We start from the raw sequence: 16,198 nt of genomic DNA on the forward strand, positions 1-16,198 counted from the left end.
CACCGGGAGAGCCTCCCGGCGAAAGGAATGAAGTGATCTCATGAGTGTTTCGCAAGAACTGTTCGACCGCGCCCAGCGCGTCATGCCCGGGGGCGTCAACTCGCCCGTGCGCGCGTTCAACTCCGTGGGCGGTACCCCGCCGTTCATCGCTGCGGCCAAGGGCCCGTACCTCACGGACGTGGACGGGCGCGAGTACGTGGACCTGGTGTGCTCGTGGGGCCCCGCGCTGATCGGTCACGCGCATCCCGTGGTCACGGAGGCCGTCCACGAGGCCGTGGAGCGCGGCCTCGGTTTCGGCGCCACCACGCGCGGTGAGACCGAACTCGCCGAGCTCGTGGTGGACCGCGTGGCCCCGCTCGAGGAGATCCGCATGGTCTCCACGGGCACCGAGGCCACCATGACGGCGCTGCGCCTGGCCCGCGGGTTCACGGGCCGCGACCTGGTGGTCAAGTTCGCCGGGTGCTACCACGGTCACGTGGATTCGCTCCTGTCGGAGGCCGGTTCCGGTGTCGCGACCCTGGCCCTGCCGGGTTCCGCGGGAGTCACCGAGGCCACCGCCGCCCAGACGCTCGTGGTGGCCTACAACGACGTCGCGGCGCTCGAGACCGTCTTCGCCGAGCACCCCGGTGAGATCGCCGCGGTGATCACCGAGGCCGCTCCGTGCAACATGGGCGTGGTCACCCCGGAGAACGACTTCAACGAGCACATCCGTCGGATCACCCGGGACAACGGCGCCCTGATGATTCTGGACGAGGTGCTCACGGGCTTCCGCGTCCACGAGGCCGGGTACTGGGGGCTCAGCAACCAGAACGGCGAGGACTGGGTCCCGGACCTGTTCACGTTCGGCAAGGTCATCGGCGGGGGACTGCCCACCGCCGCACTGGGCGGGCGCCGCGAGATCATGGAGTACCTGGCCCCCATGGGCCCGGTGTACCAGGCGGGCACGCTGTCCGGGAACCCCGTGGCTATGGCCGCGGGGATCGCGACGCTCAAGTGCGCGGACCGGATCGCGTATCAGACCATCGACCGCCGTTCCGAGCAGCTGCAGGCGGGGGTGCACGAGGCCCTCGATGCCGCCGGGGTCGATCACTCGATCCAGGTGGCCGGCAACCTGTTCTCGGTGGCCTTCGGGACCGGTGCCCGCGGGGTGCACGACTACGCGGACGCCAAGGCCCAGGAGAGCTTCCGGTACACGCCGTTCTTCCACTCCATGCTGGATGCCGGGGTCTACCTCCCGCCCTCGGTCTTCGAGGCGTGGTTCCTCTCCGCGGCGCACGACGATTCGGCCATGGACCGGATCCTCTCGGCCCTTCCCGCCGCGGCTCGTGCGGCAGCGGAGGCTCGACCCGCCGAAGGCTGATCCGCTCCGCCTTTTCTGTACGCCTTTTCCTGTACGACGACGGCGCGGCGCCGCCCGGGTGGTTCCCGGCGGTGCCGCGCCGTCGTCGTTGCGCAGTGCGACGGCCGCGGTCGTGCGCGTGACGGTCGCTGTAGTGGTGCGGGTGGGGTCAGGGGTGCGGGTGGACGGGCCACGTGCCGTCCACCACGGCCTCGGGATCTCGGCGCCGGAAGTACTCCTGCAACGACGCCGCTTGCTCGGCTGCCCAGCCGATCTGCAGTTCGTGCAGCTCTTCCGCGGGTCGTTCAAGCTCTGCGAACCGTTCGACCAGGGCGGTGGCGAGCCGCTCGGTGGCCAGCGCGTCCGCCGCGGAGGTGTGTGCGGCATCTAGGACCACGCCGTACTCCTCGCACAGTGCGCCCAGCGTCCGCTTGCCGCGGCGGTAGCGGTGCACCTGCTTGTTGAGCACGAACGGGTCCAGCACGGGCATCGGGGCCGGGGCGGGCAGACCGTGGCGCTCGCTCTCTCTCGCGAGGACCGTGAGGTCGTAGGCGGCGTTGAATGCGAGCACCGGGATCCCCGCGCGCCACAGCCCGCTCAGCACGTCGTGCAGTTGCGCGGTGACCTCCGCGGCGGGGCGGCCCTCGGCGCGGGCCCGTTCGGTCGTGACGCCGTGGACCGCGGCGGCCTCCGCGGGGATCTCGATCCCGGGATCGGCGAGCCACTCCCATTCCCGCGTCACGGTCCCAGTGGCGTCCACGAGGACCACCGACGCCGTCACGATCCTCGCCTCCTGCGGATCCCGCCCCGTGGTCTCGAGGTCGAACGCCGCGCGCTCGCCGGCGGTCCACGACGGCGCGGCGCCGACCTCCCTGCGAGCCGCCCCGTGGGGGACGGTTGCTGCGGTCGCCGCGGGCTCGACGGCGTCGTCGCCGGCGCTCTGTGCTACTTCGGACGCGCGGTCGCGTGAGGGCGCGGAGCGGGTGCCGGCAGCGTTGTCCCGCGTGAGTTCAGGCGCGGGCTCGAGCGCGGCGTCGAACAGCGTGGGCTGCTCGGGCTGCGGCGCGGCGGGTTCCTCGGGGTCCGCCGCGGGTGGCGGGGGCGGCACGTCGAAGAGTGCGGGCTGTTCGGTGTCACCTGTGTCCTGCGGGGAAGCCATGCGACCACGGTACCGGTCGGTGCGCGGGCCGTTATGCGTGTCGGATGACCGTGATGTGATCACCACATGCGAACGCAGCGTGAACCGTCCTGGCGCGTCCTCCCGCCCCGCGGCGTCGAATCCGGCGGGGCGGACCCGGAGCTGGACCCCGCGCAACGCACCGTCGTGGAGCTACCGGCCGACCACGGGCCGGTCCTCGTGCTGGGAGCGCCCGGGACGGGGCGCAGCACGGTGACCGTGGAGGGTGCGGTGCGACGGATCGTCGAGGGAGCCGATCCGCAGCGCCTGCTCGTGCTCGCGCCATCGCGTGAACTGGCGGCCACGCTGCGGGACGAGATCAGCCGCCGTGCGCGCGCGACCATCAGCACGCCGCTCGTACGCGCGTGGCAGGCGTACGCGTTCGACGTCCTGCGCCGCGCACAGGCCCAGGACCTGTTGCCCGGGGTCACCACCACACCGGTGTTGTTGTCCGGGCCGGAACAGGACGCGTTCCTCGCGGAGATGATGCGCGGGCACGCTGCCGGGTACGGCAGCCCCGTGGTGTGGCCCGCGGAACTCGATCAGGCGCTCGGCACGCGCGGCTTCCGCGGCGAATTGCGCGAGCTGTTCGACCGCATGAACGAATACCGCCTGGCGCCCGACGTTTTGGCGCGCTGGGCGCAGCCCCTCGGTCGCCCCGAGTGGCGCAGCGCGGCGGCGTTCCGCGCCGAGTACCAGCAGATCCGCGCTCTGCGCATGCCCAACGCCTTCGACCCGTCCGAGCTCGTGGACCGCGCGGCCCGCGTCCTCGAGGAGAATCCGGATTTCCTCGCCCGGGAACAGGACCGGTTGGACGTCGTGCTCGTGGACGACCTCCAGGACGCCACCCCGTCCGCCCACCGGCTTATCGGGGTGCTCACCCGGGGCCGGGACGCCGTGTTCACCGCCAATCCGGACACCACCGTCCAGGGGTTCCGCGGGGCCCGCCCGGACCTGTTGCGCACGCTCGAGGACCGGGTGGGCACCCCCGCTCAGCCCCTGCAGCGCTTGCAGCTAGGCACGAGTCACCGCATGCCACTGCGGGTCAACGAGGCGTGGCAGCGCGTGGCGCGGGCCATCTCGGTCGTACCGGGGGCCCGCGTCCAGCGCGCCCCCGAGCAACCCCGTGCGACCGAGCACATCGCCTCCCAGGCAACCGACGCCCACACAGCCGACGCCCTCCATGCCGCCGACGACGCCCACCCTGCCGACGACGCCGCAGCGCCGGGTTCGGTGCGCGCGGTGCTCTTCGATTCGCCCACGGCCCAGGCGCGCTGGTGCGCGGACCACTTCTTGCGTTTGCATGTTTTGCACGGTGTGCCCTACCGGGACATGGCGGTGATCGTGCGCAGCGGTTCCCAATTGTCGGCGCTGACCCGGCAGCTGTCGGCGCTAGGCGTGCCCACGACCACGTCCGCGGCCGAGACCCCCTTGCGCGAGGAACCCGCGGTGATCCCGCTGCTGCATGCCCTGCGCTTGTTGCTCGCGGCTCAGGATGCGGTCGCGGAACCGGACGGAGCACTTGATCAGGAAGCACAGGAGGCCGGCCCGGGCCGGGGTGGGCAGCCGGGCGACGATCCCGATTCTGCTTCCGGAACGTCGATGGAAGGCTCGGAGGCCGAGGACGCGGACCGTGAGCGGGCCGCCCACCGATCCATGCTCACGGCCAGTGCCGCGGTGGCCCTGTTGACGTCGCGGATCGGCGGGGCGTCACCCATGGAGGTGCGCCGGATCCGCCAGAAACTGCGCGGTTACGAGCTGCGTACCGGTGGTGGACGCACGAGCGACGACCTCCTCGTCCAGGCGCTCGCGGACGGTGTGTTGCTCGAGCTCGCGGAGGTGCACTCGGATTCCGCGGCGCGCGTCGCTGACATGCTCCAGGCCGGTCAGGAGACGTTGGACGAGCCCGGCGCCACCGCTGAATCCGTGTTGTGGGCCCTGTGGGACGCGTCGGGGGTCGCACCGCGCTGGCGGCGTCGTGCCCTGGCCGGGGGAGCGGAGGCCGTGCGGGCGGACCGGGACCTGGACGCCGTCGTCGGACTGTTCGAGGCCGCCGAGCGGTTCGTGGACCAGGTCCCGGGCGCCACGGCACGGGCGTTCATGGACTACATGGACCACCAGGAGTTGCCCATGGACACCCTGGCGGCCCGAGCACCGGCGGAGGACAACGTCTCGGTGATGACCCCCGCGGGGTCGGCGGGTCGGCAGTGGGCGCACGTGGTCGTCGCCGGGGTGCAACAGGGGGTGTGGCCCAACACCGCCCTGCGCGGTCAGTTGCTGGGAACGGACGTGCTCACCGACGCCCTGGACCACGGGCCGGAACAGGCCACACGGTTGAGCGCGGTGGACCGGTTGCGGCAGGTGCGCTTCGACGAACTGCGGCAGTTCGCCACGGCCGTCTCCCGCGCCACGGCCGGCCTCACGGTCACCGCGGTGGCCAGCCAGGACGAGCAACCGTCCGAGTTCGTGGACCTCGTGGCCGGCGGGAGCCGCGACGATCCCGGCATCTCCGTCGAGGAACTGAGCGCACCCGAACCCCTCACGTTGCGCCAGCTCACGGGTGCGCTGCGCCGCACCGTGCAGCAACCGGACGCGGCCGCCCACGAACGAGAGGCCGCCGCGCGTCTGCTGCATGATTTCGCCGCCCTCGCAGAGCCCGTGCCGGGTGCCGCACCCGAGCAGTGGTGGGGCCGCAACGCTTTGTCCACCGAGGACGCGCTGTTCGCACCGGACGAGGCGGTACGCGTCTCCCCGTCCACGATCGAGACGATCCACCGCAGCCCGCTCGACTGGTTCGTGAGCGAGGCCCATGCCACCGAGGTGACCGATCTGCGGCGCAGCCTGGGAACGCTCGTGCACGACATCGCCGAGCGACTCCCGGACGCCGACAGCATCGAGTTGATCGCGCACCTGCGTCGCCGCTGGCCCTCCCTGGGCATGCCCCACGGCTGGACGGGGGAGCAGGAGCTCGAACGCGCGGAGAAGATGTTGCGTAAGTTCGCGCAGTACTCGCGGGAGATGCGCTCCGAGCACGGGCGCGAGCTCGTCTCGGTGGAGGGCAGTTTCGAGGTCCTGGTGCGCAGCGAGGCCCGGGACGCCCTGCTGACCGGGCGCGTGGACCGGCTGGAGGTGGACGCCCACGGGCGCCACGTCGTCGTGGATCTCAAGACCGGCAAACACCAGCCGACCAAGAAAGACATCCCCGAGCACCCGCAGCTGGGCGCGTATCAGGTGGCCTTGCAGGCCGGCGCCGGGCGGGCCATGCAGGAGGCCTCCCGCACCGAGGATCTGCATGAAACCCGACGTCCGGAGCGCATCGAGCTGCCCGAGGGCGCCGTGTCCGCCCAACCAGGGGGAGCGCTGCTCGTCCAGCTCGGCGGCCCCGCGGCGTCGCCCGGTGTGCAACTCCAGGACCCCCTGGACGAGGAACACCGCTGGGCGCGGGACCTCATCACGCAAGCGGCCCTCCTCGTGGCGGGCACGCGATTCGAAGCGCGGCACACCGCGGATCAGGAGGCCGGATTCGGGATCCGGTGCTCCGTCCCGTGGCTGTGTCCGCTGTGCGCCCAGGGAAGGCAGGTCACAGAGAAATGACCCAGCAGGATTCCGCCCCCCAGCCCCGCTCACCGCAGGACGTCCGGTACTCCCCGTACGAGATCGCGGAGGCGCTCGGGGACTTCCCGCCCACCGAGCAACAGGCCGCGGTGATCGCGTCCCCGTTGACCCCACGACTGGTCGTGGCGGGCGCGGGCTCGGGTAAGACGACCACCATGTCCGATCGCGTCGCGTGGCTTGTGGCCAACGGGCTGGCCCGCCCGGACGAGATCCTCGGGGTCACCTTCACGCGCAAGGCCGCGGGCGAACTGTCCCAGCGGATCAACCAGAAGCTGCGGAACCTGCGCCGCGCGGGACTCATCGACGAGCCCGAGGACGACGACGCCCCGGCCGCGGCGCAGGAGCCCACGGTCAGCACGTACCACTCCTACGCGAACTCGCTCGTACGCAGTTACGGGCTTCGGCTGGGCGTGGAATCGGACACCGTCCTGCTCGGTCAGGCCCAGGCCTGGCAACTCGCACACGACCTCGTGCAGAGCTGGGACGGCCCGTTGCCGGCGACCGTGCCCGCCGCATCCACGCTCACCACGGGTCTCATGCAGTTGGCGTCCGAGGCCTCGGAGCACCTCGTGGAACCGCGCCGGATCCACGAGTTCGTGGGCCGGCTGCGTGCGATGTGCCTGGACACCCCTCCGGACGGGCGGAAGAAGTCCCCGGGGCGCAAGGTGCAGGACGCCGTGCGCCGGATGGAGCAGACCGAGGTTCTCGCGCAGCTCGTGGAGCGCTTCCGCGCGGCCAAGCGCGTGGACTCGGCGCTCGACTACGGCGATCTGCTGGCACTCGCGGCACGGATCGTGCGGATGGACCCCCACGCGCGCACGGTCGAGCGGGAACGCTTCTCGGTGGTCCTGCTGGACGAGTTCCAGGACACGTCCCACGCCCAGTTGGCCCTGTTCTCGGGATTGTTCGGGGAGGGGCACTGCGTCATGGCCGTGGGCGATCCCCAGCAGTCCATCTACGGCTTCCGGGGGGCGTCCTCCGGCCAGCTGTTCAGTTTCGTGGAGAACTTTCCGGTCCGGGGGTCCTCGGACGTGGAGCCGTCCCGGTTCGCGGACACGAGTTTCCTCACCACGGCGTGGCGCAACAGCCTCGCGGTCCTCGAGGTGGCGAACGCCGTGGCCGAGCCGCTGCGCACCCCGCCCGCGTGGAGCCGTTCCGCGGCCACGGTCGAGGTCCCGCCGCTGGACCCGGCGCCGGGTGCGGTGCGCGGTCGTGTGCGGGTGAGCCGCTACTTCACGGACACCGAGGAGGCCCAGGCCGTGGCCGCGTCGATCCACGACCAGCGGGCCGCGCATCAGGGCCAGGCCCCGGACGAGATGCCCACCATGGCCGTGCTGTGCCGCAAACGCGCGCAGTTCGAACCCCTGCGCCTGGAACTCGAAGCCCGGGACATCCCCTACGAAGTGGTCGGGCTGGGTGGGCTGTTGCACACCCCGGAGGTCGCCGACGTCGTCGCGATGCTCCACGTCCTCACCGATCCGGGCCGCTCGGACGCCCTCGCCCGATTGCTCGCCGGTGCCAGGTGGCGGCTGGGTGCACGCGACCTCGCGGCACTCGGCGACTGGGCCGTGGCCCTCGAGCGCGGCCACGAGCGGGCCGCGCGCGGCGAGGATCCGGAGCCCGCCGACGACGCGGCCACCACCGGCGAGAATACCGAGGAGCCCGTGGTCATGGCGGACATCGTGGACCGCGCGAGCCTGATCGAGGCGCTCGAGACACTGCCCCCCGAGGGCTGGGTCTCCTCGCGCGGTCGCGGGATCAGTGCCGAGGGCGTGCGCCGGTTGCGCGCATTGCGCCGGGACGTGCGAGGCCTGCGCAGTGTGCTCGGGGACGAGCTGACCACCGTGATCCACGAGGTCGAGACCGTGCTGGGCCTCGATATCGAACTCGCCGCGCTGCCCGGGGAGGATCCCGTGCACGCGCGGCGCAACCTGGACGGCTTCCACGACCAGGCGGTCCAGTTCACGGCCACGACCCGCACGCACGACGTCGCCGCGTTCCTGGACTGGCTCGAGGCCGCGTCCCACGAAGAGAACGGCCTGGAACTTCCGCCCGCGCACACGCGCCGGGACGCCGTACAACTGCTCACGGTCCACGCCTCCAAGGGCCTCGAGTGGGACCACGTCTACGTCCCCGGGCTCAACAAGAACGACTTCCCCTCCAAGAAGTCCTCCGCGTGGACCCTGGAAGCGGCCAAGCTGCCGTGGCCGTTACGGGGCGACGCCGCTCAGTTGCCCCAGTGGGATGCGCGCGTCTCGGACGTGCGCGAACTCGAGAGTTCTTACGAGGAGTTCGCGGAGGACGTCGAACAGTACGACCTCGCCGAGGAACGTCGGTTGGCCTATGTCGCGTTCACGCGCGCCAAGTCCCTGCTCGAACTCTCCGGCAGCGTGTTCCGGGGCACCGCCCAGGAGGTCAAGGAGGCCTCACCGTTTTTGCTCGAAGCGCGGGAGTTGGTCGAGGGATCGAGCCCCGGTTTCGAGGCGGGTCCGTGGGTCGAGCCGGGACCGGATGCCACCAACCCGCAGCGGGACACCCGGGTCAGCGCGCTGTGGCCGTACGACCCCGTGGAGGGACCGGAACTCGTGCGCACCGAACGCTCCGCGGACGGCGAGCACATGGAAACCGTGATCGCTCCGGCACACCGGGGCCGCCGAGAGGTCATGGAACGCGCTGCCCGCGCCGTTGCCGAGCGCGGTTTCCCGGACACCCGCGAGCTCACGGACGAGGAGTTGGCACAGGGGCCCTCCGGTGACGTGGTCACGCGGTGGCGGCGCGAGGCCGAACTGTTGCTGGGTCGCCGCGCGGCGTCCGAGGAGGACCGCAGCGTGCACATGCCCTCCCACGTCTCGGCGTCCGCGCTCGTGGCCATGGACACCGATCCCGAGGGGTTCATCAGCAATCTGCGCCGACCCATGCCACGCAAACCGGGCTCCGCGGCCCGGGCGGGCACGGCGTTCCACACGTGGGTTGAGAATTTCTTCGGGGACTCCGCGATTTTCGACGCGGACGAACTGCCCGGTTCCGACGACTACGTGGACGAGGACCTGGACCTGCCCCGGCTCGCCGAGACCTTCCGGAACAGCCCGTGGGCGTCTCTGGAGCCCTACGCGATCGAACTGCCCGTGGAGACCCCGGTGGGGTCGCTCACGGTGCGCGGTCGGATCGATGCCGTGTTCCGCACCGCGGACGGCTGGGAACTCGTGGACTGGAAAACAGGGCGAATCCCGCACGGTCGGGAGCTCAAGCGCAAGTCCGGGCAGCTCGCGCTGTACCGGTTGGCGTTCGCGCGGTTGCACGAGGTCCCGGTGGAGCTTGTGTCGGCGGCGTTCTACTACGTGGCCGCGGACCTGGTGGTGCGTCCCCACGACCTCGCGGACGAGACGGAACTCGAGGCCGTGGTGAGCTCGCTCTACGAGGTGGGCGTGACGGATCCGGACGCCGCGGAGGAGCCGCCGGTGGAGGAGCCGCCCTCGCCGGAGTGATGGTCGGGGGACAATCCGTCGTCGCTGGGGTGACCGTCCGGGGCGGAGTCGCCGTCGAGGGTGCGGCCGTCGGAGTCAGTGCGGTCCACCGAGTCGACGTCGGAGTCGCCGGCCCGATCCGCCTCGACCGCGGCGGTCGACGCGGTCGAGGCGGGCGGCGGACCGGCCACCCCCGGGGACGGCGACGCGCTGGCCCGCACGTCCGCCGCGAGGGTCGTGAGCATCCGCTGGGCGTTGTCCACCATGGACGTGATGCCCCGGTCCACACCGCGCACGAGCCATTCCGCGAGCGCGAACTCGGCCTTGAGGTGCGCGCGGCGCAACAGATGGCGGTCCGGGGGTTGGACGGCCGCCACGGAGTAGGCCTCTATCACGGTGTCCGCGAACGCAGGGTCGGACATGCCCACGAGCCATGAGAAGTCCACGGCGGGATCGCCCACGTGCAGATCGCTCCACCCCGTGAAGGACGCGAGTGAACCGTGGTCCACGGTGATGTTGTCCTCGTGTAGGTCCCCGTGCACCACGCGCGTGGAGAACTGCCACAGCGTGGTGTCCTCGAGGGCCTCCTCCCACCGGCGCAAGAGGTCCCCGGGGATCAGCCCCGTGGTCGCGGCCTGATCGAGATCGTGGAGCATGCGCTTGCGGCACTGTTCGGCGCTGTAGGCGGGCAGGTCCGCGTCCATCACGAGCGCACGGGGCAGAGAATGAAGGCACCCGAGCGAACGGCCCAGTTGCACGGCCAGGGGGGCGCGCGGCGTCGCACTCGGGGAGGGCGTGTGCACGGGAGGTTCGGGATGTTCGTTCTGCCGCTGGAACTCCCGCAGGCTAAGCGTGTGACCCGGCAGGTGCGAGTAGACAAAAGTGCGCAACCCGTCCTGCGCCACGGACCCCGCGACCGTGGGCAGGTGGAACGGCAACCGCGAGCGCACGGACGGGGTGAACGCCTGCAACACCAGGTGCTCGGTCTCCAGGCGCATGCTCGCTTCGGTGTTCAGGGGACTGCGGACGCGCCAGCGGCGACCCTCGGAGTCCTGGACCACGCACGAGCGGAAATCCGCGGCGTCGTCGGGAGAAGGACCGGTGGCCACAGGGGCCACCCCGGGCACGGCCGCGGCCGCGACGGCGGCCAGCAATTCGGGGGTCGTTCTCACCTCACCCACCCTACCGGCCTCGGCCCGGGGCGGGCTGTCCACCGCGGCCCGTGAGGATGTCCGGACCCCGGTCTACAGTGGTCGGATGATCTCATCCCAGGACCGTCCCGGCGCCGTCGCGCCCCTGCTCGACGACGCCCAGCTGCCCTTCGCCGGGCGCCCCTTCGACCGGGACGCGGTCGCCCGGGAGCACCGCGATCTCGTGGCTGAGGCGCTCGCCTCGCCCACCGCGCGGGTGCTCGTGCTGCGGGGCTCCCAGGCCCCCACGCGCGACGGCGCCCTGGTCCTCCCGCTCGTGGCGGAGGTCCCGGGACCCACGGATGATGCCGGCCGCCCGGACGTGTACCTGGGCCGCCTGGCGGACGGCACCCAGGTGATCCTGCGCACCTTCCCCGAGGACACCCAGCTGTCCGGTCTCGACGGTGCCCGGTGGGAGGGGCTGCGCACGCTGGCCACCGTGGTGGACCCCGAGCAGACGTCGTTGCTCGTCACGGCGCAGGCGGTGGCCTTGTGGCACCGGGACCACCCGCGGTGTCCTCGCTGCGGGGCGCTCACGCAGAGCATCCGCTCCGGGTGGGCCCGGCGCTGCCCCGAGGACGACTCGCTGCACTTCCCCCGCACGGATCCAGCGGTCATCGTGGCGGTGGTCGAGGACGGCCCGGACCCGGCCTCGCAGCGCATCCTGCTGGGCCGCTCTGCGGCATGGGCCGGCAACATGTACTCCACGTTCGCAGGCTTCGTCGAGCCGGGGGAGTCCGCCGAGCAAGCGGTCGTGCGCGAGGTGCGCGAGGAGGCCGGGATCACGGTGGACACCGTGCAGTACCAGGGCTCTCAGCCGTGGCCGTTCCCCCGCTCCCTAATGCTGGGCTTCCGCGCCGTGGCCCACACATCGGTGGCCGAGGCGGACGGCGAGGAGATCCTGGACGTCCGGTGGTTCACGCGCGAGCAGCTGCTCACGAGCACCCGCACCGGTGAGGTCACGCTGCCGGGGAGGGTGTCGATCGCGCACGCGCTGATCGTCAGCTGGCTGGGCGAGGACCTCCCGGGGACCGATTGGTGAGCGTGGAGCGGAGCGCCGAGGAGCGGATCCTCGGAGGCCTGGACCCGGAGCAGCGCGTGGTCGCGACCACACTGAACGGTCCGGTGTGCGTGCGCGCTGGAGCGGGCACCGGCAAGACGCGGGCCATCACCCACCGCATCGCGTGGGGCATCGCCTCGGGGGTCTATACCCCCCAGAAGACCCTGGCCCTGACCTTCACCGCGCGCGCCGCCAATGAGATGCGCCAGCGGCTGCGGGCCCTCGGGGCTCCCGGTGTGCAGGCCCGGACCTTCCACTCTGCCGCCCTGCGCCAGCTGCAGTACTTCTGGCCGCAGGCCGTGGGTGGGCCCCCGCCGGGGCTCGTGAACCACAAGGCGAGACTGATCACCGAGGCCGCCCAGGCCATGCGCCTGACCACGGACCGGGCGACCGTCCGGGACGTCGCGGCCGAGATCGAGTGGGCCAAGGTCTCCATGCACACCCCGGACACCTATCCGCAGGCGGCGGGCCAGCGGGACATGCCCGCGGGCTACGACGTCCGCACCATGCAGCGGCTCTACCAGTCCTACGAGGACCTCAAAGCGGACCGGCACCTGATCGACTTCGAGGACGTCCTGCTGATCACGGTGGGGATCCTGGAGGAGGACGAGCGGATCGCCGCGGCGGTGCACGCGCAGTACCGCCAGTTCGTGGTGGACGAGTACCAGGACGTCTCGCCCCTGCAGCAGCGGCTGCTGGATGCGTGGCTCGGCTCCCGGGACGATCTCTGCGTGGTGGGGGACGCCTCCCAGACCATCTACTCCTTCACGGGCGCCACGTCCCGGCACCTGCTGGAGTTCCCGTCCCGGTACCCCGGGGCGTCCGTGGTGGAGCTGATCCGCGACTACCGCTCCACCCCTCAGGTGGTCAACACCGCCAACCGGCTGCTGGCCGCGCGCCGCCCGTCCCTCACGTCCACCCCGGACACGTGGGCCACACCGCTGCGCCTGGTCTCCCAGCGCCCCGCGGGCCCCGAGCCCGCGTGGAACGAGTACCCGGACGACGAGGCCGAGGCCGCGGGCGTGGCCGTGCGGATCCAGGACCTGATCGACGACGGCGTGGCTCCGCACGAGATCGCCGTCCTGTTCCGCACCAACGGCCAGTCGCAGGCATTCGAAGCCGCACTCGCGGATGCGAATATCGGCTTCCAGCTGCGCGGCTCCGAACGGTTCTTCAACCGGCCCGAGATCCGGCAGGCCATCGTGCAGATCCGTTCCGCCGCACGCACCGCGGGCGCGGACCGCGCGGACGTCCCCCAGCAGGTGCGGGACATGCTCGGTTCGCTCGGCTACACGGAGCGGGCCCCGCGCTCCGACAGTGCCACGCGCGCCAAGTGGGAGTCCCTGCGTGCACTCGTCTCGCTCGCGGACACCATGGCCCGCCGCGCCGTGGCGGACGGCGAGACGCTGTCGCTCGCCGGTTTCGCGCAGGAGATCGAACGCCGTGCGACCACCCAGGAGGCCCCGGTGGTGGACGGGGTCACGCTCGCGTCCCTGCACTCGGCTAAGGGCCTGGAGTGGGATGCCGTGTTCCTCGTGGGGCTCTCCGAGGGACTCATGCCCATCAGCTTCGCCGACACCCCGGATGCCATGGACGAGGAGCGCCGGCTGCTCTACGTGGGGATCACCCGCGCGCGGGAGCACCTCGTGCTCTCGTGGTCGCTGTCCCGGACCCCGGGCGGTCGGCCCAACCGGGCCCGGTCCCGTTTCCTCGACGCCGTGCTGCCCCCCGCGCCGCGCACCCCGGCACGACGCCGCGGCGCCCGCTAGGCGGGTGCGATCGAGGCCCGGCCGGGACCGGTACCACCACCCGGTGACGCGTTGTGGGGTCGCAGCGCGGCGGGCGAGCGTGGACCGGGACCGGCCCGTGCGGCGTCGTCAGCTGCGCTCCGCGCTCGCCCAGAACTCGGTGGCCAGGCGGGCGAACTCGTCGGGCCGCTCGATCATGGGCCCGTGGCCGGTGTCGGGAAACCGGTGGCTGCGAGCCCCCAGGGCCTTCGCCCCGCGGGCGAGGTGACGGAAGGGCAGCACCGTGTCCTTGTCGCCCCACATGATGAACACGGGAACACCGGTGGCCCGCACGCGGGGGAGCAGCCGGCGCCGCCAGGGCCGCTTCACACCCGCGATCGAGCCGATCGAGCGCAGCATCTGCAGCATGGCCTCGGAGCCGCCGGGTCGCTGCGCGAGTTCGTAACCGCGTTCCACGCGCTCGGGCGTGGCCAGGGCGGGGTCGTGGTACATGGCCCGCTCGGAGCGCAGCGCACCCTTGCGGCTCGGTGTCAGTGCGCGCTCGCCCACCCCGGGCAGCGCCGCGAGCCGCAGGGCCGGGCTCACGCCCCTTCCGAATCCTGCGGAGTTTACGAGCAGCAGGCTGCGCACGAGTTCCGGGTGGTCGGCGGTGAGCTGCATGGCCACGGCCCCGCCCAGGGAGTTGCCGGCCACGTGGGCCGGCGCAATGCCCTGGGCGCGCACGAACTCCGCCACGCGGGCGGCGAGATTCGAGAGGCTCATGCCCTCGGTGGGGACCTCGGAGCCACCGAAGCCGGGGAGGTCCACGCTGATCACACGGTGCCGCGCGGCCAGACGCTCGTGCTGCTCGTCCCAGTCGGCCAGGCTGCGTCCGATCCCGTGGATCAGCAGCACCGGGGTGCCCTCACCGGTCTCGCGCCAGCTCAGCCCGTTCCACAGCTGCGTGCTCACGCGCCCACCCCCGAGATGGTGCGGGCGGGCACCGTGAACTCGAGTTGCTCGTCCTTCTCGGCACCCGGACGGAACAGCACCCGGTCCCGCAGGTAGTTCTGCCGCACGTTCCATGCCCCGTCGCGGCCCTGGCGGGGCAGCAGGTGTGCGCCACGCTGGATGTAGCCGGAGGCCAGGTCGATGAGCGGGCGCAGCCCGGTGCGGGGGCCGGAGTACCGGGGCGTGACGGCCACGGCGCCCTCGCGGTCCATGCGGTCCAGCAGCCGCCGGAAGTACTCTGTGATCAGGTCCACGCGCAGGGTCCACGAGGAGTTCGTGTACCCGATGGCGAAGGCCATGTTAGGGACGCCGTCGAGCATCATGCCGCGGTAGCTCACGCGCGCGGCCGGATCCACGGTCTCCCCGTCCACCACGAGATCCATGTTCCCAAGAAACTGCACGTTGAGCCCCGTGGCGGTGACGATCACGTCCGCCGGGAGGTGACGGCCCGAGCGCAGCTGGATCCCGTCCGCGGTGAAGCGTTCGATGGTGTCCGTGACCACCTCGGCGTGCTCCCCGCGCACAGCCTTGAAGAAGTCGCCGTCCGGTGCCGCGCACAGCCGCTGGTCCCACGGGTCGTACTCGGGGGTGAAGTGCTCGTCCACCGGGAAGGTGGGGCCCAGGTGCTTCACAGCCCCGCGGTGCAGCAGGTCCCGCATGGCCTGCGGTCGGCGGCGGCTGAACTCGTAGATGGCCATGGAGCGCACGATGTTGCGCCAGCGGTTGGCCTCCCCGGCCACGCGCGGCGGCAGCCACTTGCGCAGCTTGATGCCAGTCTCGTCCCTGCCGGGCACGGAGGCCACGTAGGACGGGGAGCGCTGCAGCATGCTCACGTGAGCGCCGCGGTCCGTGAGCGCGGGCACGAGGGTCACGGCGGTGGCGCCGCTGCCGATCACGACCACGCGACGGCCCGCCACGTCCAGGTCCTCCGGCCAGTGCTGCGGGTGAACCACGGTCCCCTCGAACTCGGACAGCGTAGGCCAGTCGGGGGTGAAGCCCTCGTCGTAGCGGTAGTAGCCCGTGGCCATGAACAGCCACCGGCCGGTGAGCTGCTCGGCCCCGCCCGTGTGGACGTCGCGGTGCGTGACGGTCCATGTGTGGGTTTCGGAGGACCACCGTGCCTGCTCGGCGCGCCGCCCGAACCGGATGTCCTTTGTGACGTCGGCCTCCTCGGCCGCCGCGTGGACGTAGTCGAGGATGGTGTCCCCAGTGGCCAGGCTGCGCTCTCCTGTCCAGGGGTGGCTGCGGTAGCCGAAGGTGGCCATGTCCGAGTCCGAGCGGATACCCGGGTACCGGAAGAGGTCCCACGTGCCGCCCATGTCCTCGCGCGCCTCGAGGATGCGGACGGTGCGGCCGGTGCCGGCGAGCTCCCGAGCGGCGCCGATGCCGGAGATCCCGGCACCGATGATGATCACGTCGACGTCCTGAGTGTCCATGTGGTTCTCCAACTCCCTTGCGGTCTCGCGCCCCGGTCGGATCCGGGTGGTGCAGCCGGTGCCCGACGGCGTTCCCGACGGGTACCGGCTCCGAAACCTCGCGGCGACGTGGCCGCTTCCAGTTCCCTGCACGCAGGCCGTGCGCCGGGAGGGGCCCGGGTCGGCAGCGGTCCGTGCCG

Annotated in this window: 8 protein-coding genes and 1 pseudogene; 5 read left to right on the forward strand and 4 right to left on the reverse strand. The window is 71.8% G+C overall.

What is annotated here, in order from left to right:
- Window positions 1-40: 40 nt before the first annotated feature.
- Window positions 41-1,360: a glutamate-1-semialdehyde 2,1-aminomutase gene (hemL, locus tag RF637_RS05320; protein WP_064846089.1), complete on the forward strand. Its 1,320-nt coding sequence runs from the start codon at window positions 41-43 to the stop codon at window positions 1,358-1,360.
- 148 nt (window positions 1,361-1,508) lie between these two features.
- Here hemL and RF637_RS05325 read toward each other — a convergent pair.
- Window positions 1,509-2,180, reverse strand: a pseudogene (locus tag RF637_RS05325) (3'-5' exonuclease); the annotation flags it as partial.
- A 384-nt stretch (window positions 2,181-2,564) separates the two neighbouring features.
- Between RF637_RS05325 and RF637_RS05330 the strand changes: the two are divergent.
- Window positions 2,565-6,110, forward strand: coding sequence for a PD-(D/E)XK nuclease family protein (locus RF637_RS05330; protein ID WP_368844324.1), 3,546 nt, complete (start codon window positions 2,565-2,567; stop codon window positions 6,108-6,110).
- Window positions 6,107-9,616 (forward strand): UvrD-helicase domain-containing protein, encoded by a 3,510-nt coding sequence (locus tag RF637_RS05335; protein ID WP_368844325.1) that lies wholly within the window; start codon window positions 6,107-6,109, stop codon window positions 9,614-9,616. The genes RF637_RS05330 and RF637_RS05335 overlap by 4 nt, the downstream gene beginning before the upstream one ends.
- Here RF637_RS05335 and RF637_RS05340 read toward each other — a convergent pair.
- A complete protein-coding gene (locus tag RF637_RS05340) occupies window positions 9,544-10,767 on the reverse strand; it encodes a macrolide 2'-phosphotransferase (RefSeq protein WP_368844326.1) in 1,224 nt (407 codons plus the stop codon). The two genes, RF637_RS05335 and RF637_RS05340, sit on opposite strands and share 73 nt — an antisense overlap.
- Before the next feature lie 85 nt (window positions 10,768-10,852).
- Here RF637_RS05340 and nudC point away from each other — a divergent pair, with 85 nt between their 5' ends.
- The gene (gene nudC, locus RF637_RS05345) at window positions 10,853-11,827 is read left to right on the forward strand and encodes an NAD(+) diphosphatase (protein WP_368844327.1); all 975 of its coding nucleotides are present in this window, start codon (window positions 10,853-10,855) and stop codon (window positions 11,825-11,827) included.
- Window positions 11,824-13,614, forward strand: coding sequence for an ATP-dependent helicase (locus RF637_RS05350; RefSeq protein ID WP_368844328.1), 1,791 nt, complete (start codon window positions 11,824-11,826; stop codon window positions 13,612-13,614). The genes nudC and RF637_RS05350 overlap by 4 nt, the downstream gene beginning before the upstream one ends.
- 108 nt (window positions 13,615-13,722) lie before the next feature.
- On the opposite strand, the gene RF637_RS05355 is transcribed toward RF637_RS05350, so the two are convergent.
- The gene (locus tag RF637_RS05355; RefSeq protein ID WP_368844329.1) at window positions 13,723-14,544 is read right to left on the reverse strand and encodes an alpha/beta fold hydrolase; all 822 of its coding nucleotides are present in this window, start codon (window positions 14,542-14,544) and stop codon (window positions 13,723-13,725) included.
- Complete coding sequence (locus tag RF637_RS05360; protein ID WP_368844330.1) at window positions 14,541-16,019, reverse strand: flavin-containing monooxygenase; 1,479 nt, start codon at window positions 16,017-16,019, stop codon at window positions 14,541-14,543. The genes RF637_RS05355 and RF637_RS05360 overlap by 4 nt, the downstream gene beginning before the upstream one ends.
- Between the last annotated feature and the right edge of the window lie 179 nt (window positions 16,020-16,198).

The sequence above is a fragment of the Kocuria sp. CPCC 204721 genome (assembly GCF_040980945.1).
In the GTDB taxonomy this organism is placed as follows: Bacteria; Actinomycetota; Actinomycetes; order Actinomycetales; family Micrococcaceae; genus Kocuria; species Kocuria marina.